Source organism: Massilia jejuensis (assembly GCF_042656795.1).
GTDB lineage: Bacteria > Pseudomonadota > Gammaproteobacteria > Burkholderiales > Burkholderiaceae_D > Telluria > Telluria jejuensis.
In genome coordinates this window covers 1-22,904 of the sequence record NZ_JBHSMS010000064.1, presented here as the reverse complement: position 1 = coordinate 22,904, position 22,904 = coordinate 1, and the positions used below count along the sequence as shown (strand labels likewise).

Annotated in this window: 24 protein-coding genes, 1 tRNA gene and 1 pseudogene; 12 read left to right on the top strand and 14 right to left on the bottom strand. The window is 65.0% G+C overall.

Annotation, left to right across the window (positions count from 1 at the left end):
- Positions 1-200: 200 nt before the first annotated feature.
- The 3 genes from ACFPOU_RS19545 to mltA all read right to left on the bottom strand — a co-directional run bounded on the left by ACFPOU_RS19545 (position 201) and on the right by mltA (position 3,842).
- On the bottom strand, positions 201-1,751 hold the full coding sequence (locus tag ACFPOU_RS19545) for a phospholipase D family protein (RefSeq protein WP_379725183.1): 1,551 nt from the start codon (positions 1,749-1,751) through the stop codon (positions 201-203).
- Between the two features lie 3 nt (positions 1,752-1,754).
- Positions 1,755-2,531: an enoyl-CoA hydratase gene (locus ACFPOU_RS19540; protein WP_379725180.1), complete on the bottom strand. Its 777-nt coding sequence runs from the start codon at positions 2,529-2,531 to the stop codon at positions 1,755-1,757.
- 72 nt (positions 2,532-2,603) lie between these two features.
- Positions 2,604-3,842, bottom strand: coding sequence for a murein transglycosylase A (mltA, locus tag ACFPOU_RS19535; RefSeq protein ID WP_379725176.1), 1,239 nt, complete (start codon positions 3,840-3,842; stop codon positions 2,604-2,606).
- Between the two features lie 10 nt (positions 3,843-3,852).
- Between mltA and ACFPOU_RS19530 the strand changes: the two genes are divergently transcribed.
- Positions 3,853-4,011 carry a hypothetical protein gene (locus tag ACFPOU_RS19530; RefSeq protein ID WP_379725173.1) on the top strand — a complete coding sequence of 53 codons (159 nt, stop codon included), beginning with the start codon at positions 3,853-3,855 and terminating at the stop codon, positions 4,009-4,011.
- 14 nt (positions 4,012-4,025) lie between these two features.
- On the opposite strand, the gene apaG is transcribed toward ACFPOU_RS19530, so the two are convergent.
- Complete coding sequence (apaG, locus tag ACFPOU_RS19525) at positions 4,026-4,400, bottom strand: Co2+/Mg2+ efflux protein ApaG (protein WP_379725170.1); 375 nt, start codon at positions 4,398-4,400, stop codon at positions 4,026-4,028.
- 147 nt (positions 4,401-4,547) lie between these two features.
- Between apaG and rpe the strand changes: the two genes are divergently transcribed.
- From rpe to ACFPOU_RS19485, 8 genes are all read left to right on the top strand, one after another.
- Entirely contained in the window at positions 4,548-5,219 is a 672-nt protein-coding gene (rpe, locus tag ACFPOU_RS19520; RefSeq protein ID WP_379725167.1) for a ribulose-phosphate 3-epimerase, read from the top strand.
- Positions 5,219-5,917 (top strand): phosphoglycolate phosphatase, encoded by a 699-nt coding sequence (locus ACFPOU_RS19515; RefSeq protein WP_379725164.1) that lies wholly within the window; start codon positions 5,219-5,221, stop codon positions 5,915-5,917. The genes rpe and ACFPOU_RS19515 overlap by 1 nt, the downstream gene beginning before the upstream one ends.
- Positions 5,918-6,114: 197 nt before the next feature.
- Entirely contained in the window at positions 6,115-7,611 is a 1,497-nt protein-coding gene (gene trpE / locus ACFPOU_RS19510; RefSeq protein ID WP_379725161.1) for an anthranilate synthase component I, read from the top strand.
- A gap of 1 nt (position 7,612) precedes the next feature.
- The gene (locus ACFPOU_RS19505) at positions 7,613-8,179 is read left to right on the top strand and encodes an anthranilate synthase component II (protein ID WP_379725158.1); all 567 of its coding nucleotides are present in this window, start codon (positions 7,613-7,615) and stop codon (positions 8,177-8,179) included.
- 50 nt (positions 8,180-8,229) lie between these two features.
- On the top strand, positions 8,230-9,267 hold the full coding sequence (trpD, locus tag ACFPOU_RS19500; RefSeq protein WP_379725155.1) for an anthranilate phosphoribosyltransferase: 1,038 nt from the start codon (positions 8,230-8,232) through the stop codon (positions 9,265-9,267).
- A gap of 8 nt (positions 9,268-9,275) precedes the next feature.
- Positions 9,276-9,911, top strand: a complete 636-nt coding sequence (locus tag ACFPOU_RS19495; protein WP_379725152.1) for a LysE family translocator — start codon at positions 9,276-9,278, stop codon at positions 9,909-9,911.
- A 13-nt stretch (positions 9,912-9,924) separates the two neighbouring features.
- Positions 9,925-10,725, top strand: a complete 801-nt coding sequence (gene trpC / locus ACFPOU_RS19490) for an indole-3-glycerol phosphate synthase TrpC (protein WP_379725149.1) — start codon at positions 9,925-9,927, stop codon at positions 10,723-10,725.
- 1 nt (position 10,726) lies between these two features.
- Positions 10,727-11,218: a hypothetical protein gene (locus ACFPOU_RS19485; protein ID WP_379725146.1), complete on the top strand. Its 492-nt coding sequence runs from the start codon at positions 10,727-10,729 to the stop codon at positions 11,216-11,218.
- A 40-nt stretch (positions 11,219-11,258) separates the two neighbouring features.
- Here the strand turns inward: ACFPOU_RS19485 and ACFPOU_RS19480 are convergent, their stop codons facing one another.
- The 6 genes from ACFPOU_RS19480 to ACFPOU_RS19455 all read right to left on the bottom strand — a co-directional run bounded on the left by ACFPOU_RS19480 (position 11,259) and on the right by ACFPOU_RS19455 (position 17,507).
- On the bottom strand, positions 11,259-12,524 hold the full coding sequence (locus ACFPOU_RS19480; protein ID WP_379725189.1) for an amidohydrolase: 1,266 nt from the start codon (positions 12,522-12,524) through the stop codon (positions 11,259-11,261).
- Between the two features lie 81 nt (positions 12,525-12,605).
- Complete coding sequence (locus tag ACFPOU_RS19475) at positions 12,606-14,426, bottom strand: M61 family metallopeptidase (RefSeq protein ID WP_379725143.1); 1,821 nt, start codon at positions 14,424-14,426, stop codon at positions 12,606-12,608.
- A gap of 75 nt (positions 14,427-14,501) precedes the next feature.
- Positions 14,502-15,071, bottom strand: a complete 570-nt coding sequence (locus ACFPOU_RS19470; protein ID WP_379725140.1) for a nucleotidyltransferase family protein — start codon at positions 15,069-15,071, stop codon at positions 14,502-14,504.
- Positions 15,072-15,086: 15 nt separating this feature from the next.
- Positions 15,087-15,545, bottom strand: a complete 459-nt coding sequence (locus ACFPOU_RS19465; protein WP_379725137.1) for a (2Fe-2S)-binding protein — start codon at positions 15,543-15,545, stop codon at positions 15,087-15,089.
- Positions 15,546-15,547: 2 nt separating this feature from the next.
- Positions 15,548-16,267 carry a DsbC family protein gene (locus ACFPOU_RS19460; RefSeq protein ID WP_379725186.1) on the bottom strand — a complete coding sequence of 240 codons (720 nt, stop codon included), beginning with the start codon at positions 16,265-16,267 and terminating at the stop codon, positions 15,548-15,550.
- Between the two features lie 19 nt (positions 16,268-16,286).
- Positions 16,287-17,507, bottom strand: coding sequence for an FAD-dependent monooxygenase (locus tag ACFPOU_RS19455; RefSeq protein WP_379725134.1), 1,221 nt, complete (start codon positions 17,505-17,507; stop codon positions 16,287-16,289).
- 120 nt (positions 17,508-17,627) lie between these two features.
- Here ACFPOU_RS19455 and ACFPOU_RS19450 point away from each other — a divergent pair.
- A tRNA-Phe gene (locus ACFPOU_RS19450) sits at positions 17,628-17,703 on the top strand.
- Positions 17,704-17,876: 173 nt separating this feature from the next.
- On the opposite strand, the gene ACFPOU_RS19445 is transcribed toward ACFPOU_RS19450, so the two are convergent.
- Positions 17,877-18,572, bottom strand: a complete 696-nt coding sequence (locus ACFPOU_RS19445) for an alpha/beta fold hydrolase (RefSeq protein ID WP_379725131.1) — start codon at positions 18,570-18,572, stop codon at positions 17,877-17,879.
- Positions 18,573-18,583: 11 nt separating this feature from the next.
- Positions 18,584-19,135: a TetR/AcrR family transcriptional regulator gene (locus ACFPOU_RS19440; protein WP_379725128.1), complete on the bottom strand. Its 552-nt coding sequence runs from the start codon at positions 19,133-19,135 to the stop codon at positions 18,584-18,586.
- A gap of 137 nt (positions 19,136-19,272) precedes the next feature.
- Here ACFPOU_RS19440 and maiA point away from each other — a divergent pair, with 137 nt between their 5' ends.
- Positions 19,273-19,935 (top strand): maleylacetoacetate isomerase, encoded by a 663-nt coding sequence (gene maiA / locus ACFPOU_RS19435; RefSeq protein WP_379725125.1) that lies wholly within the window; start codon positions 19,273-19,275, stop codon positions 19,933-19,935.
- A 56-nt stretch (positions 19,936-19,991) separates the two neighbouring features.
- Positions 19,992-21,080, top strand: a complete 1,089-nt coding sequence (locus ACFPOU_RS19430; protein ID WP_379725122.1) for an oxidoreductase — start codon at positions 19,992-19,994, stop codon at positions 21,078-21,080.
- Positions 21,081-21,174: 94 nt separating this feature from the next.
- Here ACFPOU_RS19430 and ACFPOU_RS19425 read toward each other — a convergent pair whose 3' ends face one another.
- Positions 21,175-22,314 carry a glutathione-independent formaldehyde dehydrogenase gene (locus ACFPOU_RS19425; RefSeq protein WP_379725119.1) on the bottom strand — a complete coding sequence of 380 codons (1,140 nt, stop codon included), beginning with the start codon at positions 22,312-22,314 and terminating at the stop codon, positions 21,175-21,177.
- Positions 22,315-22,695: 381 nt separating this feature from the next.
- Positions 22,696-22,904, bottom strand: a pseudogene (locus tag ACFPOU_RS19420) (IS1595 family transposase); the annotation flags it as partial.

The following is a 22,904-nucleotide window of genomic DNA, read 5'->3' as shown; positions in this document are numbered from 1 at the left end:
GCGAATCGTTTTGTTCGTCAGCAGCAGAGAGATGAGATTATGCAGCGTTTCGCGATTTTCGTCAAACTCTTTTTCTTGCGTGCACTGCTTCTTGCACAGCCCTCGTTGCCACTCCAACTACTTGATGTCGTTGTCGTTATTGCGAGGAGGCGAACTATAGCAAACCGGCATGGGAACTGGCAAGGCCCTTTCGTGGCTTTTTACAACATCCAGTCGATGGGCAGGAAGGACAACATGCGCAGCCACGCCCGCCTCCAGATTCCCGCTCCCGGCTCTGCGTCATGCCGCAGCGTTTTCCCCACGGTCCGCTCGATCCAGAAAAGTCTTCCGGACTTATCCATGCGTACTTCGTACGCGCGCTCGGGCATGCGGGTATCCAGCGCCCGGCCCAGGGCCTGTGCCATGCGCGGGCTGTCGATGACGAAACCCATCTCGGTATTCAGGTCGATCGAACGCCGGTCCATGTTGAAGGAGCCGATGAACACGCTGCGGGCATCGACCCCGAAGATTTTCGCATGCAGGCTCGATGCGGAGCTGCCGAAACTGCCGCGCCCGGAATTGGGCAGATCGGGACCCCAGCTGCGACGCAGCTCGAACAGGGAAATGCCTGCATCGAGCAATTCGCGCCGCCGTTTTGCATAGCCGGCGTGGACGACCGCCACGTCGGTCGCCTCCAGCGAATTGGTCAGGACACGTACCTTGACGCCGCTACGGGCGATATCGGCCAGCGCCCGCACCCCCGCCTCGCCGGGCACGAAATACGGCGATACCAGATCGAGCTGGCGCTCCGGCCTGCCCCACAGACGCCGCAGCTGGACGGCCATGCGGTCGTCCGGCCTGGCCTTGCCGGTGGCCTTGGCCGGATCGTCGCTGACAATGCTGGTGCGCTGCCATTCCAGCGGCGCACGTCCCGCCATGATCTGCGCGACCAGCGCGGAAGTGCCGATCGCCTGGAGATAACGCTGCGCCGCGCCCTCGCTGCGTAGTTGGGCCGCACGCCGCGCCAGGGCGCCACGCGGCTGGGCATCGTCCGAATCGACCAGGCGCGAGACGGGATAGGCGGACGCGCTGTTCCAGTAACGGTCGAAGTCGCGCGACGTGTCCTGCACCACGGGCCCGACCGCCAGGACATCGAGGTCGACGAACAGCAGCTCGCCCGCCGCGTCGAAGTATTCGTCGCCGACATTGCGGCCGCCGACGATGGCGGCCTGGTTATCGACCGTGAAGGACTTGTTGTGCATGCGCCGGTTGAGCCGGCGGAAATCGAACAGGTAACCCAGGCTGCGCCAGGCACGCGTGCGAAATGGATTGAAGAGCCGGACCTCGATGTTCGGGTCTGCGTCCAGCGCGGCCAGCAGCGGATCGAGTCCGGCCGTATTGTTATCGTCCAGCAGCAGCCGGACGCGCACCCCGCGCGCCGCGGCGCTGCGCAGCTCGTCGAACAAGAGCAGCCCGGTCAGGTCGTCGCGCCAGATGTAGTACTGGACGTCGAGACTGCGCTCGGCGCCGCGCGCGAGGAGGACGCGCGCCGCAAAGGCGTCGCGCCCGTCCGGCAGCGCCAGTACGCCGGAGCGCCCCGGATACGCCGCGGCCAGCGGCGCGATCGCCTGCCCCAGGCGCGTCGCCCCGGTGTCGGCCAGCGCCAGCGTGGCGGTCCGCGCGCCGGGCGGCGGCAGTGGAATGCAGCCGTAGCCTAGCGCGGCGACGATGATGAACGCCGCCGCCCCTTTCAGGAAGGCCGGCGTCCGCATCGCTTACATCCCTTCGAAGTTGGCCTTGCGCTTGGCCAGGAAAGCCGCCATCCCTTCCTTTTGCGCCGGCGTGCCGAAGGCTGCGTGGAAGAAACGGCGCTCGTAGCGCACGCCTTCGGTCAGCGTCGTCTCGAAGGCGCGGTTGACCGAGTCCTTGATCGCCATCGCGACCGTCACCGGCATCTCGGCGATCGTCGCCGCGACTTTCAGCGCCTCTTCCATGAGCTGCTCGGCCGGGAAGATGCGCGACACCAGCCCGGTGCGCTCGGCCTCCGCCGCATCGATCATGCGCGAAGTCAGCAGCATGTCCATGGCCTTCGCCTTGCCGATCGTACGCGGCAGGCGCTGGGTGCCGCCGGCGCCCGGGGTCACGCCGACCTTGATTTCCGGCTGGCCGAACCTGGCGCTGTCGGCGGCGATCAGGAAGTCGCACATCATCGCCAGTTCGCAGCCGCCGCCGAGCGCATAGCCGGCGACGACGCCCACCACCGGCTTGCGCACGTTCAGGATGTGCTCCCAGTTGCGGCCGATGTAATTGCCGGGATACGTGTCGGCATAGGTGTAATTCGCCATGGCCGCGATATCGGCGCCTGCCGCGAATACTTTTTCGCTGCCGGTGAGGACGATGACGTTGACGCCCGGGTCGGCATCGAACTTGTAGAGCGCGTCGCCCAGCTCGTTCATCATGTTGTCGTTCAGCGCATTCATCGCCTTCGGGCGGTTCAGGCGAATCACGGCCACCTTGCCGTGGTCTTCGATCAGCAGGTCAGCGTATTCCATGGGACACCTCTATATAAAGGATTGATCAGTGCCGCGATTGTAGCGCCTCCACGGCTGGGACAGGCGGGAGGCTTATTTGGGCAACAACACCCAGGTCGACCCGCGCTGCTTCATCCGTCCCGCGTACTCGGCCGCATTGGCGCCGAAGCCGAAGAAGTAATCGGCCCGCACCGCGCCGCGGATCGCGCCGCCCGTGTCCTGCGCCATCATCAATCTCTGGATCGGCGCGGCGCTTGCCGGATGCGTGGTCGCCAGGTACAGGGGCGCTCCCAGCGGCACGATCGACGGATCGACCGCCACCGAACGTTCCGGCGTCAAGGGCACGCCCAGTGCGCCTTTCGGTCCCACGCCGGGGTCCGGCAGGCCTTCCTCGCGGAAGAAGATCGTGCTCGGGTTGACGTTCAGGAGTTCCTGGCGCCGCGCCGGATTGGCCGCGATCCAGGCCTTGATGCTTTGCGCCGACACACCGTCGGCGGGCAGCTCGCCCTGCTCCACCAGCCAGCGCCCGATTACCTTGTACGGATGGCCGTTCTGGTCGGCGAAGGCGATGCGCACGGTTTCGCCCGTCTCGTCCAGCCGGACCCGGCCCGAGCCCTGCACCTCGAGGAAGAAGGCTTCGACCGGATCGTCGACCCAGACCAGTTCCTTGCCGCTCAGGGGGGCGCGCTCGATTTCGGCTCGGGTGCTGTAAGGGACCACGGTCTTGCCGACCAGGCGGCCGCGCAGGCGCATGTTCTTCAGGCTCGGATAGACCGATGCCAGGTCGACCGTGACCAGGTCGTCCGGCACCCGGTACAGCGGCGTCTGGAAGGGACCGCCGCGTTTGCGTGCGCCGCGCAGCATCGGTTCGTAGTAGCCGGTGATCAGGCCGGTGTCGGCGCCGTCGGGCATGCGCATCCGGTGCGGCACGAAATAGGTCTCGAAATAGCGGCGGATCGCGGCGTTATCGACCGCATCGACCGCGGGCGCCACCGCGCAAGGCGTCGTCCACTGCGGCTTTCTCGCCAGTACGCGGCAGGAGGCCATGAAGGCCGGCCAGGCCTGGCGCAAATCGTCCTGCTGCCAGCCGGGCAAGGCGTCGAAGGAAACCGGGGTCATCGGCGGCACCGGCGGCGGCACCGGCACGTCGGCGGGGATGCCGACCGGGCCGACCGGCGGCGGCATCACGATGTCGGGCCGTTTCGCCGGCTCCGGCACCGGCGGACGCGGCTGCGCTTGCATGGGCGGCGCGGGCGGCGGCGTGCCGCAGGCGGCCAGCAGGAGTGCCACGAAAGAAAGCGAAGCAGGTACACTGCGGCGTATCGTTTGCATAAGGAATTCTATGTGGATCTTGATGTTGGAAGCGGGCGTGGCGCTCTTCCTGCTCGTGTTCATCGTCTGGTGGACGATGTTCCATGGCCGTCCGGAAGAGCGCAAGCGGCCCCTGCGCGAGGAGAAGGCGCCGCCCCAGGAGCCGCCCGAGCCGCCGCGCGCGCCGTAAACATCCAGGCGCGGTCAGTGCAGCATGCTCGGCAGGGTCAGCACGAATTCGGGAATCTTGACTTCGAAGCGGTGCCCATCCTCGGCCACGCAAAAGTACTCCCCGTGCATCGAACCCTGCGGGGTGGCCAGCGGCGTGCCGCTCGAGTATTCGAACTGTTCGCCCGGTTTCAGCAGCGGCTGGTGCCCGACCACGCCCAGGCCGGCCACTTCCTGGGTCCGGTTGTTGGCGTCGGTGATGATCCAGCGCCGCGAAATCAGCTGGGCCGGCACCTCGCCGGTATTCTTGATCGTGATCGTATAGGAAAACAGGTATTCGTCGCGATCCGGCTTGCTCTGCTCGGGCAGGTATCTGGTACGGACGGTAACGCTCAAATCGTAGGTAGCCACGGGCTTCCCTCTTTCTTATTGGTGGAGACGCATGTGCGCAAAGGCCCATGATACCGCGTGCCGCGAAACGGGGCAGCGCAGGTGGGGATAACAGCCGTGCGCGGCTCGGCGTAAAATAGCGGCTGTTCACAACCGCACGGCCATCTCATGACCACCTACCGCATCGCCCCCAGCATCCTGTCCGCCGATTTCGCCCGCCTGGGCGAGGAAGTCCGCAACGTCGTCGAGGCAGGCGCCGACATCATCCACTTCGACGTGATGGACAACCATTACGTGCCGAACCTGACCATCGGCCCGCTGGTTTGCCAGGCGATCCGCCCGCACGTGCAGGTGCCGATCGACGTCCACCTGATGGTCAAGCCGGTCGACCGCATCATTCCCGACTTCGCCAAAGCCGGCGCCAACATCATCACCTTCCATCCGGAAGCGTCGGAACACATCGACCGCACGCTGCAGCTGATCCGCGACCACGGCTGCAAGGCCGGCCTGGTGTTCAACCCGGGCACGCCGATGCACTACATCGAGCATGTGATGGACAAGATCGACATGATCCTGATCATGTCGGTCAATCCGGGCTTCGGCGGCCAGTCCTTCATTCCTGAAGCGCTGAAGAAGATCGCCATGGCGCGCCGCCTGATCGACGAATCGGGCCGCGACATCATGCTCGAGGTCGACGGCGGCATCAAGGCCGAGAACATCGCCGCAGCCGCAGCGGCCGGCGCCGATACCTTCGTGGCCGGCTCCGCCATTTTCGGCAAGCCCGACTACAAGGCCGTGATCGACGCCATGCGCGCCGAGCTGGCGAAGGTCGGCCAATAATGCGCCCCGGCGCCGCGCCCATCCGGGCCGCCATCATCGACCTGGACGGCACGATGCTCGATACCGTGCCCGACTTCGAACTGGCCCTGAACGCCATGCGCGCCGAGTTCCACCTCGCGCCGATCGGCCAGGAGCTCATCAAGCCGATGGTCGGCAAGGGCTCCGAAAAGCTGATCCGCGACGTCCTCGCGCTCGACTACGACGCCGCGCGCATCGAGGCCGTCCATGACGAAGCGATGGCCCATTACCAGCGCCATTACCTCGCCATCAACGGCGAGCGCAGCGTGCTCTTCGACGGCGTGCTCGAGGGGCTGGCGGCCCTGAAGGCGATGGGCTTGCGCCTGGCCTGCGTGACCAACAAGCCGATCGCGTTTACGACGCCGCTGCTGGCGCAGAAAGGCCTCGCGCCGTTTTTCGAGCTGGTCTACGGCGGCGACTCGCTGCCGCGCAAGAAACCCGATCCGATGCCGCTGCTGCAGGTATGCCGCGATTTCGACTTGCCTCCGGCGCAAGTGGTGGCCATCGGCGACTCCTCGAACGATGCCGAAGCGGCGCGCGCGGCGCATTGCTTCGTGCTCACGGTGCCATATGGTTATAACCACGGAAGGCCTGTGCAAGACATCGATTCCGATGGTATAGTTAATTCGCTACTCGATGCGGCCGAGCTCGTTCGTGCGCACAACAGCACTCAACACTAACTCATCTATACATGTTCTCGATTAAAAAACTCACCGTCAACCAGACCGGCGCCCTCGAGGCCTGGGTCTGGCGACGCTGGCAATCCTGGGCCAACTAGACCCGCATCGATTGCTGCCGGCTGCACGCGCACCGGCAGGTTTTTTACACTACCCGCCGCCCATCCTCCAACTCGAACGCTGGCGGCCCGGAGAAGAACATGACCGAACTCGAATTCAAATCGCTGGCCAACCAGGGCTTCAACCGTATTGCGCTGATCGCCGAAGCGTTCGCCGACCTCGAGACGCCGCTTACCCTGTATCTCAAGCTCGCGCAATCCCAGGACACCGGCAAGAACACCTTCCTGCTCGAATCGGTCGTCGGCGGCGAACGCTTCGGCCGCTATTCCTTCATCGGCCTGCCGGCGAAGACGCTCTTGCGCAGCAGCGGCAATCTTACCGAGATCGTCACGAACGGCAGCGTGGTCGAGACCCACGAGGGCAATCCGCTCGACTTCATCGAGATCTTCCAGTCGCGCTTCAAGGTCGCGCTGCGTCCGGGCATGCCGCGTTTCTGCGGCGGCCTGGCCGGCTACTTCGGCTACGACACCGTGCGCCATATCGAGCGCAAGCTGGCCGGCAAGGCCCCCAGGGACACCCTCGGCCTGCCCGACATCCAGTTGATGGTCACCGAAGAGCTGGCCGTGATCGACAACCTCTCCGGCAAGCTCTACCTGATCGTGTATGCGGACCCGTCGCATCCGGAAGCGTTCGCGCGGGCGCGCCAGCGCCTGAAGCAATTGCGCGTCATGCTGCGCCGTAGCGTCGATGCGCCGGTGACGACCGCCTCGGTGCGTACCGAAGCGGTGCGCGAAACGTCGAAGGAAGACTACCTGGCGGCCGTCGCCAAAGCCCACGACTATGTGATGGCCGGCGACCTGATGCAGGTGCAGATCGGCCAGCGCATCCGCAAGCCCTATGTCGACTCGCCGCTGTCGCTGTACCGCTCGCTGCGTTCGCTGAACCCGAGCCCCTACATGTATTACTACAATTTCGGCGACATGCAGATCGTCGGCGCCTCGCCCGAGATCCTGGTGCGTAACGAAACCTCGGCGGCGGGCGAACGCAAGGTCACGCTGCGCCCGATCGCCGGCACCCGGCCGCGCGGATCGACGCCGGAGCACGATGCGGAACTGGCGGCCGAGCTGCTGTCGGACCCGAAGGAAATCGCCGAACACGTGATGCTGATCGACCTCGCGCGCAACGACATCGGCCGCATCGCCGACATCGGCAGCGTGAAGGTGACGGACCGCATGGTCATCGAAAAATACTCGCATGTGCAGCACATCGTCTCGAACGTCGAAGGCGCGCTCGTCGCCGGCATGTCGAACCTCGACGTGCTGCGCGCGACCTTCCCGGCCGGGACCCTGACGGGCGCGCCCAAGGTGCGGGCGATGGAAGTGATCGATGAACTGGAACCGACGAAGCGCGGCATCTACGGCGGCGCCTGCGGCTACCTCTCCTTCGGCGGCGAGATGGATGTGGCCATCGCGATCCGCACCGGCGTGATCAAGGACGGCAACCTGTACGTGCAGGCCGCGGCCGGCATCGTGGCCGACTCGATTCCCGAGATGGAATGGCAGGAAACGGAAAACAAGGCACGCGCCGTGCTGCGCGCGGCCGAGCAAGTGCAAGACGGCCTGGATGGGGAGATCTGACATGCTGCTAATGATCGACAACTACGATTCCTTCACCTACAACATCGTCCAGTATTTCGGCGAACTCGGTGAAGACGTGCGCACCGTGCGCAACGACGAAGTCGGTATCGAAGAGATCGCGGCCATGAAGCCGAGCCGCATCTGCATCTCGCCTGGCCCGAAAGCGCCGGTCGACGCCGGCGTGTCGGTCGACGTGATCAGGCAGTTCCAGGGCAAGCTGCCGATCCTCGGCGTCTGCCTCGGACACCAGGCGATCGGCGAAGCCTTCGGCGGCAGGATCGTGCGCGCCAAGGAAGTCATGCACGGCAAGACCTCGATGATCGCGCATACCGGCGTCGGCGTCTTCCAGGAGCTGCCGAGTCCCTTCACCGTGATCCGCTACCACTCGCTGGCGATCGAGCGCGCCTCCTTGCCGAGCTGCCTGGAAGTGACCGCCTGGACCGACGACGGCGAGATCATGGGCGTGCGCCACAAGGAATTCGACATCCAGGGCGTGCAGTTCCACCCCGAGTCGATCCTGTCGGAGCACGGCCACGCGCTGTTGAAGAACTTCCTCCAAGGCCGTTGAGCCCGGCGCGCCGGACCGACCGGCGCGTTGTAACCAATACTGGAACGTCCATGCCGATCACCCCGCAAGAGGCGCTGCTGCGCTGTATCGAACACCGCGAAATCTTCCACGACGAGATGCTGCACCTGTTCCGCCAGATCATGTCGGGCGAGATGTCGCCGACCATGATCGCGGCCCTGACCGTCGGCCTGCGCGTGAAGAAGGAAACCATCGGCGAGATCACCGCCGCCGCGCAAGTCATGCGCGAATTTTCGACCAAGGTGCCGATGGCCGACACCACGCACCTGCTCGACATCGTCGGCACCGGCGGCGACGGCGCGCACACCTTCAATATCTCGAGCGCGGCGATGTTCGTGGCCGCCGCCGCCGGCGCGCGCGTGGCCAAGCATGGCGGAAGGAGTGTCTCCTCCTCCTCCGGCAGCGCCGACCTGATCGAAGCGCTCGGCGCCCACATCGACTTGAAACCCGAGCAGATCGCGCAGTCGATCGCGCAGACCGGCATCGGCTTCATGTTCGCGCCGAACCACCATGCGGCGATGAAGCACGCGGCCCCGGTACGGCGCGAGCTCGGGATCCGCACCATCTTCAACATCCTCGGCCCGCTGACCAATCCGGCCGGCGCGCCCAACATCCTGATGGGCGTGTTCCACCCCGACCTGGTCGGCATCCAGGTGCGCGTGCTGCAGCGCCTCGGCGCCCAGCATGCGATGGTGGTCTGGGGCCGCGACAACATGGACGAGGTGTCGCTGGGCGCCGGCACCCTGGTCGGCGAACTGGTGAACGGCGCAATCCGCGAATACGAGATCCACCCGGAAGACTTCGGCATGCAGATGATCGCCAGCCGCAACTTGAAAGTGGCCAACACGGCGGAGTCGAAAGTGCGCGTGCTGGAAGCGCTGCGCGGCGAGCCGGGCCCGGCGACCGACATCGTGGCCCTGAACGCCGGCACGGCCCTGTATGCGGCGGGCGTGGCCGCTTCCATCGAGGAAGGCCTGGCCAAGGCGCGCGCCGCGATCGCGTCCGGCGCGGCCACGGCCAAGCTCGAACAGTTCGTCGCCGTCACGCGCCAGCTGGGCGTGCAGGCCTGAGGACAGCCATGCCGGGGATCCACGACCTGCCCTTGTTTATCGTGTCGGGCCTGCTCCTGAACATCATGCCCGGTCCCGATTCGCTCTTGATCATGACGCGCAGCGCGATCCAGGGCTGGCGCGCGGGCTGCACGGCGGCGCTCGGCATCGGCGCGGGCACCATGGTCCACATCTGCGCCGCGGCGCTGGGCCTGTCGGCGCTGCTGGCGACCTCCGCCACCGCGTTCACGGTCGTCAAACTGGCCGGCGCCGCGTATATCCTGTACATCGCGCTGGGTCTGCTGCGCAGCCGCAGGCAAACGGACGGCGCCGCCGCGCCGGCACTGCCGGCCCTGCCCTACCGCACCATCTTCGCGCAGGGCTTTCTGACCAACGTACTGAACCCGAAGGTCGCCATCTTCTTCCTCGCCTTCGTCCCGCAATTCATCAGCGCCGATGCGCCGAACAAGGGGCTCGCCTTCATCGTCCTAGGCTGCATCTTCAATTTCAACGGCATGCTCTGGTGCGGCGCCCTCGCGCTTGCCACCGCCAGGGCCAGCGCACGCATCAAACCCAGCCCGGCCGTCGCGCTCTGGCTCAACCGCGTCACCGGCGGCCTGTTCGTCTGGCTCGGCGTCAAGCTGGCACTGGCCAAGTCACACTAAAAGGTTCCTACGCATGTCCGACATCCTGAATAAAATCCTCGCCGTCAAAGCCGACGAAGTGGCGGCCGCCAAGAAATACCGCGACCTGGCCAGCCTGCGCCGCGACGTCGAGGGCGACGCCGTGCTGCGCGCCGACATCCGCGGCTTCGAGGCGAACCTGCGCAAGAACATCGCCGCGGGCCGCGCCGGCGTGATCGCCGAAATCAAGAAGGCCTCCCCCTCGAAGGGCGTGCTGCGTCCCGACTTCCGTCCCGCGAACATCGCCGAAAGCTACGCGGAAGGCGGCGCATCCTGCCTGTCGGTGCTGACCGACGTGAATTTCTTCCAGGGCAGCGTCGAGTACCTGCGCCAGGCCCGTGCCGCAGTCGCGCTGCCGGTAATCCGCAAGGATTTTATGGTCGACATGTACCAGGTGTACGAGGCACGCGCAATGGGGGCGGACGCGATCCTGTTGATCGTGTCGGCGCTGGACCATGGCCTGATGGCGGAACTGGAAGCCTGTGCCCAGGAACTTGGCATGGATGTGCTGGTCGAAGTACATGACGGCGATGAGTTGACCGCGGCGCTGAAGCTGAAAACGCCGCTGGTCGGCATCAATAACCGCAACCTGCGCACCTTCGATGTCACGCTCGAAACAACGCTTGGCCTGCTGCCGCGCATTCCGGCCGAGCGCCTGGTCGTGACCGAGTCGGGAATCATGGCGCCGGGCGACGTACAGCGCATGCGCGAGGCGAACGTGCACGCGTTCCTGGTGGGCGAGGCGTTCATGCGAGCGCCACACCCTGGCGCCGAACTTCGACGTTTATTCGACTGACATGAACACCACCATCCGCACCCGGGCCGCTCTCCTATTCTCGCTGGCAGTCCTGGGCGGATGCAGCGCCGTCCAGCCCGTCGCTTCCACGGCCAAGCGCCTCGTCACCGCCATCCTCCCCACGCCCGCGACCGAAGCCCCGGTCGCGCCGCCCTCGCGCACGCTCGACGCCTACAAGACCGAAGTTGCGCAGCACATCATGCGCCACAACAGCGGCCACACCTTCAGCGGCCAGCTGCCGCCGATGCTGCCGGCGATCGTCGTGGTGAACATCACGGTGGGCGCGGACGGGGACGTGCAGGATGTCGCCGTGCAGCGCTCGCGCGACCCGGATGCCTCGAAGGTGGCGCTGGCCTCGATGCGCCGCAGCGGCCCGCTGCCGCGGCCGGCCAGGCTGCTGGCGGCGAACATGCGAGCGCTGACGTTTTCCGAGACGTTCCTGTTCGATCACCAGTACCGGTTCCAGTTGCGCAGCCTGGCCGGGCCGCAGTAAGCGGAATGCGGAACCAGTCGGGCATGCACGCCGTGCCCGCCTACCTTCCCAGCACGTTCAACACCGCCAGGCTCATCGCCTGCGCCGCGGTCTTGATCGACGGCTCCGGCACCGGCGCATAGAACGGTGAATGGTTGAAGGCGATCGGCTTGCCGCCGTCGCGCGATGCTTCTTCCAGGGTCTTCGCGTCGTACACGCCGGTAAAGAAGAACATCGACGGCACGCCCTGGTTCACGTACTGCGAAAAATCTTCGCTGGCCGTCATGGCCGGCATGCGCTGGGTCCTTGCGTCGCCAAACGCGTCCTTGAAGACCGCTTCGGTCCTGGCCACCAGCGCCTCGCTGTTGACGATTGCCGCACCCCCTTCGAGCAGCTGCACGTCCGGTGCCGGTGCGCCCGCCATGGCCGCCGATCCATTCGCCACGCGGCGCACGCCCTCCAGTAATTTGGCCCGCACCGCCGGGCTGTACGAGCGGATCGTGCCGCGCACCTGGACGCTGTCGGGAATGATGTTGCCGACCGTGCCGCCCTGGATCGCGCCGATGGTCACCACACCGAATTCCTTCGGGTCTTTTTCGCGGCTGACCACCGTCTGCACGTCGACCACGAAGCGCGCCGCGATCGCGATCGGGTCGACCGATTTGTCCGGCGCCGAGCCGTGCCCGCCACGGCCCTTGAAGACGATCTCGATCGCGTCCGAATTGGAGGACACCGCGCCCGTGTTGTAGCCCACCGTGCCATGCGCGATCGGCCAGGAATGCAGGGCGAACGCATAGTCGGGCTTGGGAAAGCGCTTGAACAGGCCGTCGTCCAGCATCGCCCTGGCGCCGGACACGGTTTCCTCGGCCGGCTGGCCAATGAAGACCAGGGTGCCCTTCCACTGCGTTTTCAACTCGACCAGCGTGCGCGCGGCGCCCAGCCAGCTGGCCATGTGGATGTCGTGGCCGCAGCTATGGGCCACGAAGCTCTCGCGCCCGTCGCTGGTCGCTTTCGCCCGGCTGGCATACGGCAGGCCGGTCTTTTCTTCCATCGGCAAGCCATCGAGCTCGGTGCGCACCAGCACCGTCGGCCCGGCGCCGTTTCTGAATACCGCGACCACACCGGTCTTGCCGACCTTTTCGGTCACCGCGAAGCCGAGCTTACGCATTTCAAGCGCCAGCTTGCCGGCCGTGCGCACTTCCTGGAACGCGATTTCCGGATGCGCGTGCAGGTCCTTGTAGACGGTGTCGAGCCACGGATACATGCCGTCGATACGGGTAACGACGTCTTTCTTGAGCGGTGCGGAAAGCTGGGCCAGGGCCGGCATGGCGGCGATGGCAAGGAGAGCGGCGGCGACAGGCTGTTTCAATGCAGACCTCTTTTCAGGATTGGGGAAACGGAGCGGAACTCACCTTGCGCTCGGACGCGCGAGCGACGCCGACTTCTTGCCGGCCACTCCCTGCGACAGGGCGATCCCGGGCACGCGCTCGCCCTGCAGCGTCACGTCGAAGGCCATCAGCTCGTCGCGGCGGAAAGCGTGGATCGTCACCTTGTCGCCGACGCGGTAGCGCGACAGCAGCGCGTCGACATTGGCCGGGTTGCCGTTCACGCGCAACCCGTCGATGGCGATCACGATGTCGAGCGCCGACAAGCCGGCCTGGTGCGCCGCCCCGCCCTCGTGCACCTGGGTGAGCTTGGCGCCGAGCGGGTCGCGCCCGATGCCGGCGTCGAGCGAGGGCTTGCCGCTCTTGCGCTCGTCGACCAGCTTGACGCCGAAAGGCGCGAACAGCTTGGCCAGCGGCAGGTCGTCGAGGCCGCGCACGAATTTGTCGAACAGGGTGCGCAGTTTCAGGCCGCTGACTTCGTCGAACAGGGCTTCCACTTCGCTTTCGGTCACGCCGCGTCCGCCGCCCGGATAGAAGTCCTGGCCGTAGCGCTGCCACAACGCGCGCATGACGTCGTCGAGCGTTCTGGCGCCCCCGGTCCTGGCGCGGATCGTCAAGTCGAAGGCCAGCGCGATCAGGGCGCCCTTGCTGTAATAGCTGATGATCGCGTTCGGCGAATTCTCGTCCTGGCGATAGTACTTGCTCCAGGCATCGAAGCTCGAATCGGCCACGCTTTGCTTCAGGCGCCCGCTGCCGCGCAGCACGCTGCCGACGGTCTTGCCGAGCAGCTTGAAATAGGTCGGCTCGCCGATGATGCCGGCGCGCACCAGCATCAGGTCGTCGTAATAACTGGTGAAGCCTTCGAACAGCCACAGGAGCGGCGTGTAGTTCTCGACCTGCAGGTCGTAGGGCGCGAACACGGCCGGCTTGATGCGCTTGACGTTCCAGGTGTGGAAGTACTCGTGGCTGCACAGGCCGAGGAATTTCAGGTAGCCCTCGTTCGGCTCGCCCGGCTGCGGCGTGGCGCTGCACGGCAGGTCGCCCCGGGCGCAGATCAGGGCGGTCGAGGCGCGGTGTTCCAGGCCGCCGTAGCCGTCACCGACCGCCATCGTCATGAACACGTAGCGCTCCAGCGGCGCGCGATGCGTCTGCGGCTCGAAGAAGGAAATCTGGGCTTCGCAGATCGCTTTCAGGTCGGCCTGCAGGCGCGCCATGTCCAGGTTCGGCACGCGGCCGGTGATGACGATGTCGTGCGGGATGCCGTGCGCCTCGAAGGTGGCCAGCGCGAAGTCGCCCATCTCGACCGGGTGGTCGATCAGCTCGTCGTAGTCGGCGGCGACATAGGTGCCGAAGCCGTAGCGCCTGGCCGCCAGCTCCTGCATCGCTGTGGCGACGCGCCAGCCGCGCGCTGCCGGATCGCTCGGGCGCTGGATGTCGACCGCGTGCACTTCCTGTTCCTGGCCGAGCACGCGCAGGAAAACGCTGGTGCCGTTGAAGAAGCCATGGGTCTGGTCGAGGTGGGCGGCGCGCACCGACAGGTCCCAGGCATAGACTTCGTAGTGCAGGGTCAGGGGGCCCTCGACCGGGCCGGCGCGCCAGGAATGCTTGTCGAGTTTGGTGAGCACGACAGGGGTCCCGTTCGACTCGGCCCGGATGCGCACGATGTTGCGCGCGAACTCGCGGATCATGTAGCTGCCAGGGATCCAGGCCGGCAGCGCGAACACCTGGCCGTCCTTGGCCGGCGCCGGCACGGTGACGGTCACGTCGAACAGGTGACCGGCCAAATCTTTCGGCACGATGGTGTAGTGGATCGCGGGCTGCTTTTTCTGGGCTGTTTTTTTCATGATGACGAAGAGAGTCGGGCGATCCTCCTAGTGTAACGGATTCGCCTGCGCCGACAACCCGGCAGTCCTGCCGGGTCAGAGGTCGGCTGGCGTATCGATATCGCGCAGGATGCCGGGGTCGTCCACCACCACCTCCACCACCGGCGCCGACTTGAGCAGCGTACGCGCGCCGTGCTCGCCCCGCAGCGCCAGCAGGGCCGGCAAATGCAGCGCACCGAAGGCGACCGGATTGCCGCGCCGTCCTTCGAACACGGGCGCGGCGATATCGGCGCCGGCGGCCAGGGCGGCGAGCAGCGCGCGCAGCGTCGACGGCGCGACATACGGCATGTCGCCCAGCGCCACCAGCCAGGCGTCCGCCTGCGGCAGCGAGTGCGCAATCGCCTGTACCAGGGAGGCGGCCATGCCGCTGTCCGCGTGCGTACAGAGCACCACCTCGCAGCCGGCGCCGCGCAGGACATCGGCCACGCCGCCATCCTGCGGCGGCACGACGGCCACCACGCGGGAAAGCACGGACAGGAGATTGCGGGCGCTGGCGGCGACGACGGTGTCGCCCGCGTCCAGCGGTTGCAGCAGTTTATTGCGCAGGCCTTGCGGATCGAAGCGCCGCCCGCGCCCCGCCGCCAGCAGGATGCCGGCCGCGTTCATGGGCGCGCGGTCGCTTCAGGCGAGCGTGGAAGCGGCATCCTTGATCGCGGCGCGGATGCGCTGGTAGGTGCCGCAGCGGCAGAGATTGCCGCTCATGGCACGGTCGATGTCGGCGTCGCTGGGCGCCTTGTTCGAGCGCAGCAGCGCGGTGGCGCTCATCACCTGTCCGCTCTGGCAGTAGCCGCACTGGGGCACGTCGTGGCGGATCCAGGCGTCCTGCACGGCCTTGCCGACGCCTTCGCGGCCCACCGCGTCGATCGTGGTGATGGCGTGCCCGGCCGCGCCGGAAATCGGCGTGATGCAGGAACGGACCGGCGCGCCATCCAGGTGCACGGTGCAGGCGCCGCACAAGGCCGCGCCGCAGCCGAACTTGGTGCCGGTCAGGTTCAGGTTGTCGCGCAGCGCCCACAGGAGCGGCGTGGACGGATCGGCATCGACCTGCGTGGCGCGCCCATTGATGTTGAGCTGGACCATGCTTACTTGATCGAGCCGAGCTTCGCTTCCAGGCCGGCCAGGTCGACCGCGCCCGGAATGCGGGTGCCGTCGGTGAAGAAGATCGCCGGCGTACCCTGGATCTTGAGCTTCTGGCCCAGTTCAGCGATCTTCTGGTTGGGCGACTCGCAATTGGCGGGCGCCGTCGGCGGCACCTTGTTGTCGAGCATCCAGTCGTCCCAGGCCTTGACCCGGTTCGGCGCGCACCAGATGTTCTTCGACTTCGTAAACGAATCCTCGGACAGGATGTTGTACATGAAGGTGTAGATGGTGACGTTGTCGATTTCCTTGAGCGTGGTCTGGCGCAGGCGCTTGCAGTAGCCGCAGTTCGGGTCCTCGAACACGGCGATCACGCGCTTGCCGTTGCCTTTTACCTGCTTGAGGGCGGACGCCAGCGGCAGATCGGAGAACTTGATCTTGTTCAGGTCGTCGATACGGGCCTTGGTGATGTTGCGCGAGGTTTTCGCCTCGAAGACCTGGCCGATGAACAGGTAGTCGCCCTTCTTGTCCGCGTACAGGATGTCGCCGCCGACGCGCAGTTCGTACAGGCCGCCATACGGCGTTTCGGTGATCGAGTCGATCTTGGCGCCGCCCAGGCGCGGCTCGATGTTCTTGCGGATATTCGTTTCGGCCGTATTTTCGGCCCCGACGCACGACGCCATCAGGCCCGTCGCCGCCAGCACGGCGATCTTGGTTTTCAACATCACGATGATTTCCTTAACATTACTGACCGATGGCGTGCGCCATCAGGCGACGCTTAATGAATGGCAACTTGTCGAGCAAGTCCAATCCCAGATTACGTGCGATGCGCAGCGGTTCGAGGTTGGTGCTGAACAGGCGTTCGAGTCCGTCGGTCGCCAGTTGCATGATAAATACATCTTCCTTGCGTGCCCGCGCATAGCGCGCCAACACTCGCTCGTCGCCCGGTTCCCGGTGGTCCTCGCGTTCGGCCACCACGCGCAACAGGTCGACGATATCGCCGAAGCCGAGGTTCATGCCATGTCCGGCCAGCGGGTGGATGGCGTGCGCGGCGTCGCCGACCAGGGCCACGTGCGGGGCGGTGAGCGCATGCGGGCGCACCAGCGCCAGCGGCACCGCTTTCACCGCTTCCGGCTGCAATGGGCGCAGGGTGCCGAGGGCTTCGTCGGCGTATTCGCACAGGCGCACGGCGAGCTCGCCCAGCGACTCTTCCATCAGGGTGGCGGCCAGGGTTTCCGGCGCCGACCAGACCAGGGAGACGCGCTTGCCCGGCAGCGGCAAGAGCGCGATGATGCCGTCGCTGCAGGTGAACCACTGATGGGCGACGCCGTGGTGCGGCTTTTCGCAGGAAAAATTGGTGACGATCGCCTTCTGGTGGTAGGTGCGGTAGTCGATGCCGATGTCGCATTGGCCACGCACCCAGGAATCGCGTCCGTCGGCGCCGACCACGAGGCCGGCGTCGATGCGGCGTCCATCGTCCAGTACCACCGTGGCGCCTTCGGGGCTGCAGGCAAGGCGCGCGCCGCAGCCCTTGACGATCTCGACCTTGTGCGCGAACTTCAGGGCCGCATCCAGGGCGCTGTTCAGGTTGCTGTCCTCGACGATCCAGGCCAAGGCGCCGGTGTGGGCGCCGAAGGCATCGAAACCGAGGTTGCCGCCCTGCTTGCCGTCGCCATGGACCGCCATCGCATCGACCGGGGCCACGCGCGCAGCGTCCAGCGCATCCCAGACTTTCAGGGACGCGAGCAGCGCGCGCGCGGTGTGGTTGAGCGCGTACACGCGCACGTCCCACGGGCGTTCGCCGCCGCTGCCGGCGCCGCCGTCCTGCGTGGACGAGGGCACCAGCAGCGTGACACTGTGCCCGGCCTGGGCGAAACCGAGCGCGGCCGTCTTGGCGATGGCGCCATTGCCGACGATGCAGACGTCGCTTCTATACTGTGCGGTGGAGGAAGTGGAGGTCGTCATGCCAGGCATTATAGCGGGATGTCCGACCTACCCTTGCGCCGCGGCGGCGCTGTCCCGCGAAGAAAGTTGCAGCCGGGACTTGCACAGCCGCTGGCGGCTGGCTATAATCATGCCTCTCTTGGCCTGGTAGCTCAGTTGGTAGAGCAGAGGATTGAAAATCCTTGTGTCGGTGGTTCGATTCCGCCCCGGGCCACCAAGAACATCGTTTATGCAACGCCCACTCCTGCAAGTGGGCGTTGTCGTTTGTGGACGCCACAGTCCTTGCGTCCGGTTTATTTCCGCCCCCTTTACCCGATCGCCCTGCCGCTTGCGTAACCCGAGGCGCCTTCAGCAGCCTCGTTACACGATCTTGCAAGTCGTCCTGCCCGCCTATCGTGCGGGCTGCATTGCAGCCTCGCCGAGAAAAGCGTGGAACGACGCGGCAGCCTGCTTCGGCTGCTCCAGCGACGGCAAGTGACCGCATTGCGACAGCAGTTCGAAGCGCGCGCGCGGCATCGCTTGCGCGAGCTGCTGCCCGCACGCCGGCGGGGCAATCGGATCTTCGTCACCCGACAGGATCAGCGCAGGCATGCGCAGCTCGCCCAGCCTGGACCAGATATCGTCCCGGCTGGCCAGCGCACGCGCCTGCGCCGCGCCAGCCGCCGCGCCGACGCGGTGCGCCATGGCTTTGAAGGCGGCCGTTGCTGCATGATCGGTCGGGCGCACGACGATTCCCGCCAAAAAATCGATGATCGCCTCCGGCGTCGCTTCGAGTCCGGCGGCAAGATCGGGCCCGCCGGCGGCCGGGACGCTGGCATTGCAGCCCATGAGCCAGAGTGCGGAAACACGCTCCGGTGCGGCGAGGGCGATGGCAAGCGCCAGGTTGGCGCCGTATGAGGTGCCGACCAGCGCAAACGTGCGCGGCGCGCGCGCAAGAATATCGGCGACGCTATCGGACAGGCGTGCTTGCGGCGACATCAGGATTTGCGGTTCGATGGCCTCGCCGAGGGCGGCGATGACATCCCGGTACATCATTTCGTCGCACAGCAAAGCGGGAAGGAAGACAGTGGGCAGGCGTGGTGACATGGGTGGCTCCGTTAAATAGAAGAAGTGGTATCGGCGAGCAACAGCTGCGCCTGGTTCAGGATTGTCAGTAGCTCCGGTGCTGGCAGGCCGGCCTTGCGCAGCGTGATGGTGCCGATCACCAGCGCCAACAAGGCGGCGGCGCGCGTTTGCGCCAGCTCCGGGGTCAATCCGGCCCGCTCGAGCAGGCCGGCGACCAGCTTGCCGGTGCGGGCAAGGTGACGCTGACCGAAGGCCGCCAGGGCCGCATCGTGCGGTGCAAGTTCAGTCACACAATTGACAAAGAAACAGCCACGGCGGCCCGCATCGACGTCGGCAATCGCGGCCAGTACGGCATGGACGGCCTCGAGGGCAGGCATGGAGGCCGCCATGGCCTCGAGCCTGGCAAATAGCTCATCGGCATAAAGTTCGACAGCGGCCATCATCACGGCGTGCTTGGAACCGAAGCAGGCGTAAAAACTCGACCGGCTCAAGTGCATGGCAGCGGTCAGATCGTCAAGCGAGGTTGCCTGGTACCCCTTTTCCCAAAATACCTCCAGTGCATCCCCGAGTGCTTCGACAGGCACGAACTGGCGTGGCCGCCCCGCCATTGGGGAGGTCGGTTGCGTGTGATGATGTGTGGAGCGGCGTGGAAGTCTGGACATGGCTATAATTATAGATCGATCAGTCCATAATGTATGTCTGACCTCAAAGGAAATCAGCGATGACCACTCCATCCACTTTCGAGCTGTATGCCTACTGGCGCACGTCGGCCACTTACCGGGTACGCGTCGCCCTCAATCTGAAGGGGCTGACAGCGCACGAACGCATCGTCGATATCGATGCCGGCGAGCAGCGCGACGAGAACTTTTTGAAGATCAATCCCCTTGGCGCGATCCCAGCCTTGGTCGAGAGCGGCCATGCGCCGCTGACACAGTCGCTGGCGATCCTGGAATTTCTGGACGAATACCAGCCAGCGCCCCCGTTGCTGCCGCAAGACCTGCATGGGCGCGCCCGAGTCCGCTCGATCGCCGCGATGCTCGCTGCCGATACGCATCCGCTGATCACGGGGCGCGTCAAAAAATACTTGACTACCGCCGCTGGAATGGACGACACGGCTTGGCGTGCATGGCAGATCCAGTGGTTTGGGACCGGCTTGGCCGCGCTCGAGCAACGTCTCGCCGCCGAGCCGCAGACAGGCGTATTTTGTCATGGCGACACGCCGACGATGGCCGACATCTGTCTTGCCAGCATTGTGGAAATGGTGAGGATTTTTAAGATTACGATCCCGGATATACCGACGATCGACCGGATCATGGAAGCTTGCGATACCCATCCGGCGTTCATCGCAGCCAAGCCGAGTCGTCAGGCAGGTGCTCCAGCCTGAACCGGCGCGCCAGCAAAGTGGCTGGTAGCAGCCATGCTTTTCTAAAGGAACCGAACATGACCAGTACCCCGATTTTATTCACGCAGACCAGCATAGGCAAGCTGGCATTGAAGAACCGCCTCGCGGTCGCGCCGATGACCCGCATTAGCGCGTCAGCGGAAGGCTTGGCGACTGACGACATGGCGCGCTATTACGCGCGCTTTGCGCGCGGTGGTTACGGCCTTTTGATTACCGAGGGGGTGTACCCGGACGTACGGCATAGCCAGGGTTATCTCTACCAGCCCGGCATTGGGAACGATGCCCAGGCACGCGCGTGGCGCAAGGTGATCGAAGGCGTGCATGCGGAAGGGGCAAAAATCTTTGTCCAGCTAATGCATGCCGGCGCGCTGAGCCAGGGCAGTCACTGGAGCACGGAAACGATTGGGCCATCTGCCGTGCAACCGGTCGGGAAGCAGATGAGCTTCTATCGCGGTGAGGGAGCCTATCCCATTGCGCGGGAGATCACGCCCGATGAGATCACGCAACTCATACAAGACTTCGCCGATGCGGCGGCCCGTGCCAAGGACGTCGGCTTCGACGGTATCGAAATCCATGGCGCCAACGGCTATATTCTCGACCAGTTCCTGACCGCCTACAGCAACCAGCGCGAGGACCGTTATGGCGGCGCCACGGAAAACCGTGTGCGGCTGCTGGTCGAGGTAAGCCAGGCGGTACGGCATGCCGTCGGACCGGAGTTCCCAGTTGGCATCCGCATTTCACAGGGCAAGGTCAACGATTTCGTACACAAATGGGCGAACGGAGTCGACGATGCGAGCGTGATTTTCGGACATTTGGGTAAAGCCGGCCTCGACTATATTCACGTCACCGAGTACGATGCGACCCAGCCAGCCTTTGGCACCGGGCCCACACTGGTCGAGCTGGCCAAACGCTACGCAGGCCTGCCGATCATTGCAAATGGTCAGCTCGAAGAACCGGCCAAAGCCGCCGCGCTGCTGGCTACTGGCGCCGTCGACGTCATTGCGCTTGGGAAAGGCGCGCTAGCAGACCGCGATTGGCCGCAAAAGGTCCTGCGAAACGAGCCGCTGGCGGAATTCGATTACGCTTTGTTGCAGCCGCTAGCGCATATCAAACCGAGCGAAACCTGATCGAACCGAGCAAAAATCCGATCGGCAACAGTATCAAACGACAACGCCAACCCATGCAGGTTGGCGTTGTCGTTTCCAGCATCCGGGATGCGCTTTATTTACCTGGCTTGAGCACCACCTTGGTCCATCCATTTGCCCGCTTGTCGAACTGCTCATAGCCCTTTGGCGCCTCGTCGAGCGCCAGTTCGTGCGAGATGATTGCCGACGGTTTGGCGCGGCCTGCCTGGATCAGCTTGGCAAGGTGGCGGTTGTAGGCCTTGACGTTGGCCTGGCCGTTGGCGATGCGCTGCCCCTTGAACCACATCTGGCCGAAATCGAAGGCCAGCTTGCCTTCCTTGGCGAGATCGTCATGGGCGCCCGGATCTTGCGGCAGAAACACGCCCACCACGCCGATGCCGCCGGTAGCCTTGACCGTCTGTACCAGGTTGTTCATTGTCAGGTTCGGTACTTCCTTGCCATGCTTGTCGCAGCACTGGTAGCCGACGCATTCGCAGCCACAATCAGCGCCCTTGCCGTCGGTGAGGTCGAGAATCTGCTGCACGCCTCCCTGCTCGGTATCGTCGATCGCGATCGCGCCCATCTTTTCAGCCAACTTCAGGCGGTCCTTGTGGGTGTCGACCACGAACACCCGGCTGGCGCCCTTGATGTAGGCGGACATGACCGCCATCAGGCCGACCGGGCCCGCACCGTAGACCACGACCGAGTCGCCGGGCCGCATGCCGGCCAGCTCGGTGGCGTGGTAGCCGGTGGGGAAAATGTCGGACAACATGACGTAATCGTTTTCCTTTTCCTGCGCATCGTCCGGCAGCACCAGGCAGTTGTAGTCGCCATAGGGTACGCGCAGCAATTCGGCCTGGCCGCCGCTGTACGGGCCCATGCCGGCAAAGCCATAAGCGGCGCCGGCGTTGCCGGGATTGGCCGTCAGGCAGAAGCCGGACAGGCCGCGCTCGCAGTTTTCGCAAAAGCCGCAACCGATATTAAATGGCAGACACACCATGTCACCGACCTTGACGCGGTCGACTGCCTTGCCGACTTCGATCACCTCGCCCAAGTTCTCGTGACCGAGGATGCGGCCGCTCTCCATGCTGGTACGGCCTTCGTACATATGCAGGTCGGAACCGCAGATATTGGTGGTGGTGATGCGTACCAGGACGTCAGTCGGCTTTTCGATCCTTGCATCGGGCATTTCCTTGACTTGGACGTCGCAGGGCCCGTTATAGACGAGTGCTTTCATGGTAATCCTTCCGTGTTGAAAGTTTCCGGTAACGGCCGAGCGCCGTCACTTAAGTATCGACCGGAAATCGATGTGAATTTTGGCAAACAAAACCGGATGCGGTGCAAGGCGGCGAGTGCGCCGCAGCGCGCGCACTGCAAGCAGAGCCCACGCGGCAACGCGCCGGTTCTGGCAGCCAAAACACATTGATTTCTGGGCGGGTGCTTAGCCAGCCACTGTGCGGCGCAAAACGGAAAGGCGCTGTACGCCAACTAACAGAAGCTTCACTTCAAGACAGCCGAGGTTGAGTCATGGAATCAGTCAGGGGAGGGAGGATTGAACATCCCCGTGTCGGTGGTTCGATTTCGCCCCGGGCCACCAACATGCCATAAAAAAAGGCGCTGTCACCGTTACGTGTGGACGAGTCCCATTGCCGCTCGCAGGAAGCGCTCCGGTGACGCAATGCGCTCGCCATCGAGCGCCCAGCGCCAGCCCAGGTAATTCGGCAAGTAGCGTGAAGCAACGCCATGGAAGCGTACCAGCCACTGCCTGAATCGGCGCTGATAGGCATTCACGTTTTGCACATGGACGGCGCCGCGCACCCGCTCGCC

Bases quoted from the DNA above. Each gene is read 5' to 3' on its own strand.
- ACFPOU_RS19545 (WP_379725183.1), bottom strand. From the start codon at position 1,751: ATGCGGACGCCGGCCTTCCTGAAAGGGGCGGCGGCGTTCATCATCGTC.
- ACFPOU_RS19540 (WP_379725180.1), bottom strand. From the start codon at position 2,531: ATGGAATACGCTGACCTGCTGATCGAAGACCACGGCAAGGTGGCCGTG.
- mltA (WP_379725176.1), bottom strand. From the start codon at position 3,842: ATGCAAACGATACGCCGCAGTGTACCTGCTTCGCTTTCTTTCGTGGCA.
- ACFPOU_RS19530 (WP_379725173.1), top strand. From the start codon at position 3,853: ATGTGGATCTTGATGTTGGAAGCGGGCGTGGCGCTCTTCCTGCTCGTG.
- rpe (WP_379725167.1), top strand. From the start codon at position 4,548: ATGACCACCTACCGCATCGCCCCCAGCATCCTGTCCGCCGATTTCGCC.
- ACFPOU_RS19515 (WP_379725164.1), top strand. From the start codon at position 5,219: ATGCGCCCCGGCGCCGCGCCCATCCGGGCCGCCATCATCGACCTGGAC.
- trpE (WP_379725161.1), top strand. From the start codon at position 6,115: ATGACCGAACTCGAATTCAAATCGCTGGCCAACCAGGGCTTCAACCGT.
- ACFPOU_RS19505 (WP_379725158.1), top strand. From the start codon at position 7,613: ATGCTGCTAATGATCGACAACTACGATTCCTTCACCTACAACATCGTC.
- trpD (WP_379725155.1), top strand. From the start codon at position 8,230: ATGCCGATCACCCCGCAAGAGGCGCTGCTGCGCTGTATCGAACACCGC.
- ACFPOU_RS19495 (WP_379725152.1), top strand. From the start codon at position 9,276: ATGCCGGGGATCCACGACCTGCCCTTGTTTATCGTGTCGGGCCTGCTC.
- trpC (WP_379725149.1), top strand. From the start codon at position 9,925: ATGTCCGACATCCTGAATAAAATCCTCGCCGTCAAAGCCGACGAAGTG.
- ACFPOU_RS19485 (WP_379725146.1), top strand. From the start codon at position 10,727: ATGAACACCACCATCCGCACCCGGGCCGCTCTCCTATTCTCGCTGGCA.
- ACFPOU_RS19480 (WP_379725189.1), bottom strand. From the start codon at position 12,524: ATGCCGGCCCTGGCCCAGCTTTCCGCACCGCTCAAGAAAGACGTCGTT.
- ACFPOU_RS19475 (WP_379725143.1), bottom strand. From the start codon at position 14,426: ATGAAAAAAACAGCCCAGAAAAAGCAGCCCGCGATCCACTACACCATC.
- ACFPOU_RS19470 (WP_379725140.1), bottom strand. From the start codon at position 15,071: ATGAACGCGGCCGGCATCCTGCTGGCGGCGGGGCGCGGGCGGCGCTTC.
- ACFPOU_RS19465 (WP_379725137.1), bottom strand. From the start codon at position 15,545: ATGGTCCAGCTCAACATCAATGGGCGCGCCACGCAGGTCGATGCCGAT.
- ACFPOU_RS19460 (WP_379725186.1), bottom strand. From the start codon at position 16,267: ATGTTGAAAACCAAGATCGCCGTGCTGGCGGCGACGGGCCTGATGGCG.
- ACFPOU_RS19455 (WP_379725134.1), bottom strand. From the start codon at position 17,507: ATGACGACCTCCACTTCCTCCACCGCACAGTATAGAAGCGACGTCTGC.
- ACFPOU_RS19445 (WP_379725131.1), bottom strand. From the start codon at position 18,572: ATGTCACCACGCCTGCCCACTGTCTTCCTTCCCGCTTTGCTGTGCGAC.
- maiA (WP_379725125.1), top strand. From the start codon at position 19,273: ATGACCACTCCATCCACTTTCGAGCTGTATGCCTACTGGCGCACGTCG.
- ACFPOU_RS19430 (WP_379725122.1), top strand. From the start codon at position 19,992: ATGACCAGTACCCCGATTTTATTCACGCAGACCAGCATAGGCAAGCTG.
- ACFPOU_RS19425 (WP_379725119.1), bottom strand. From the start codon at position 22,314: ATGAAAGCACTCGTCTATAACGGGCCCTGCGACGTCCAAGTCAAGGAA.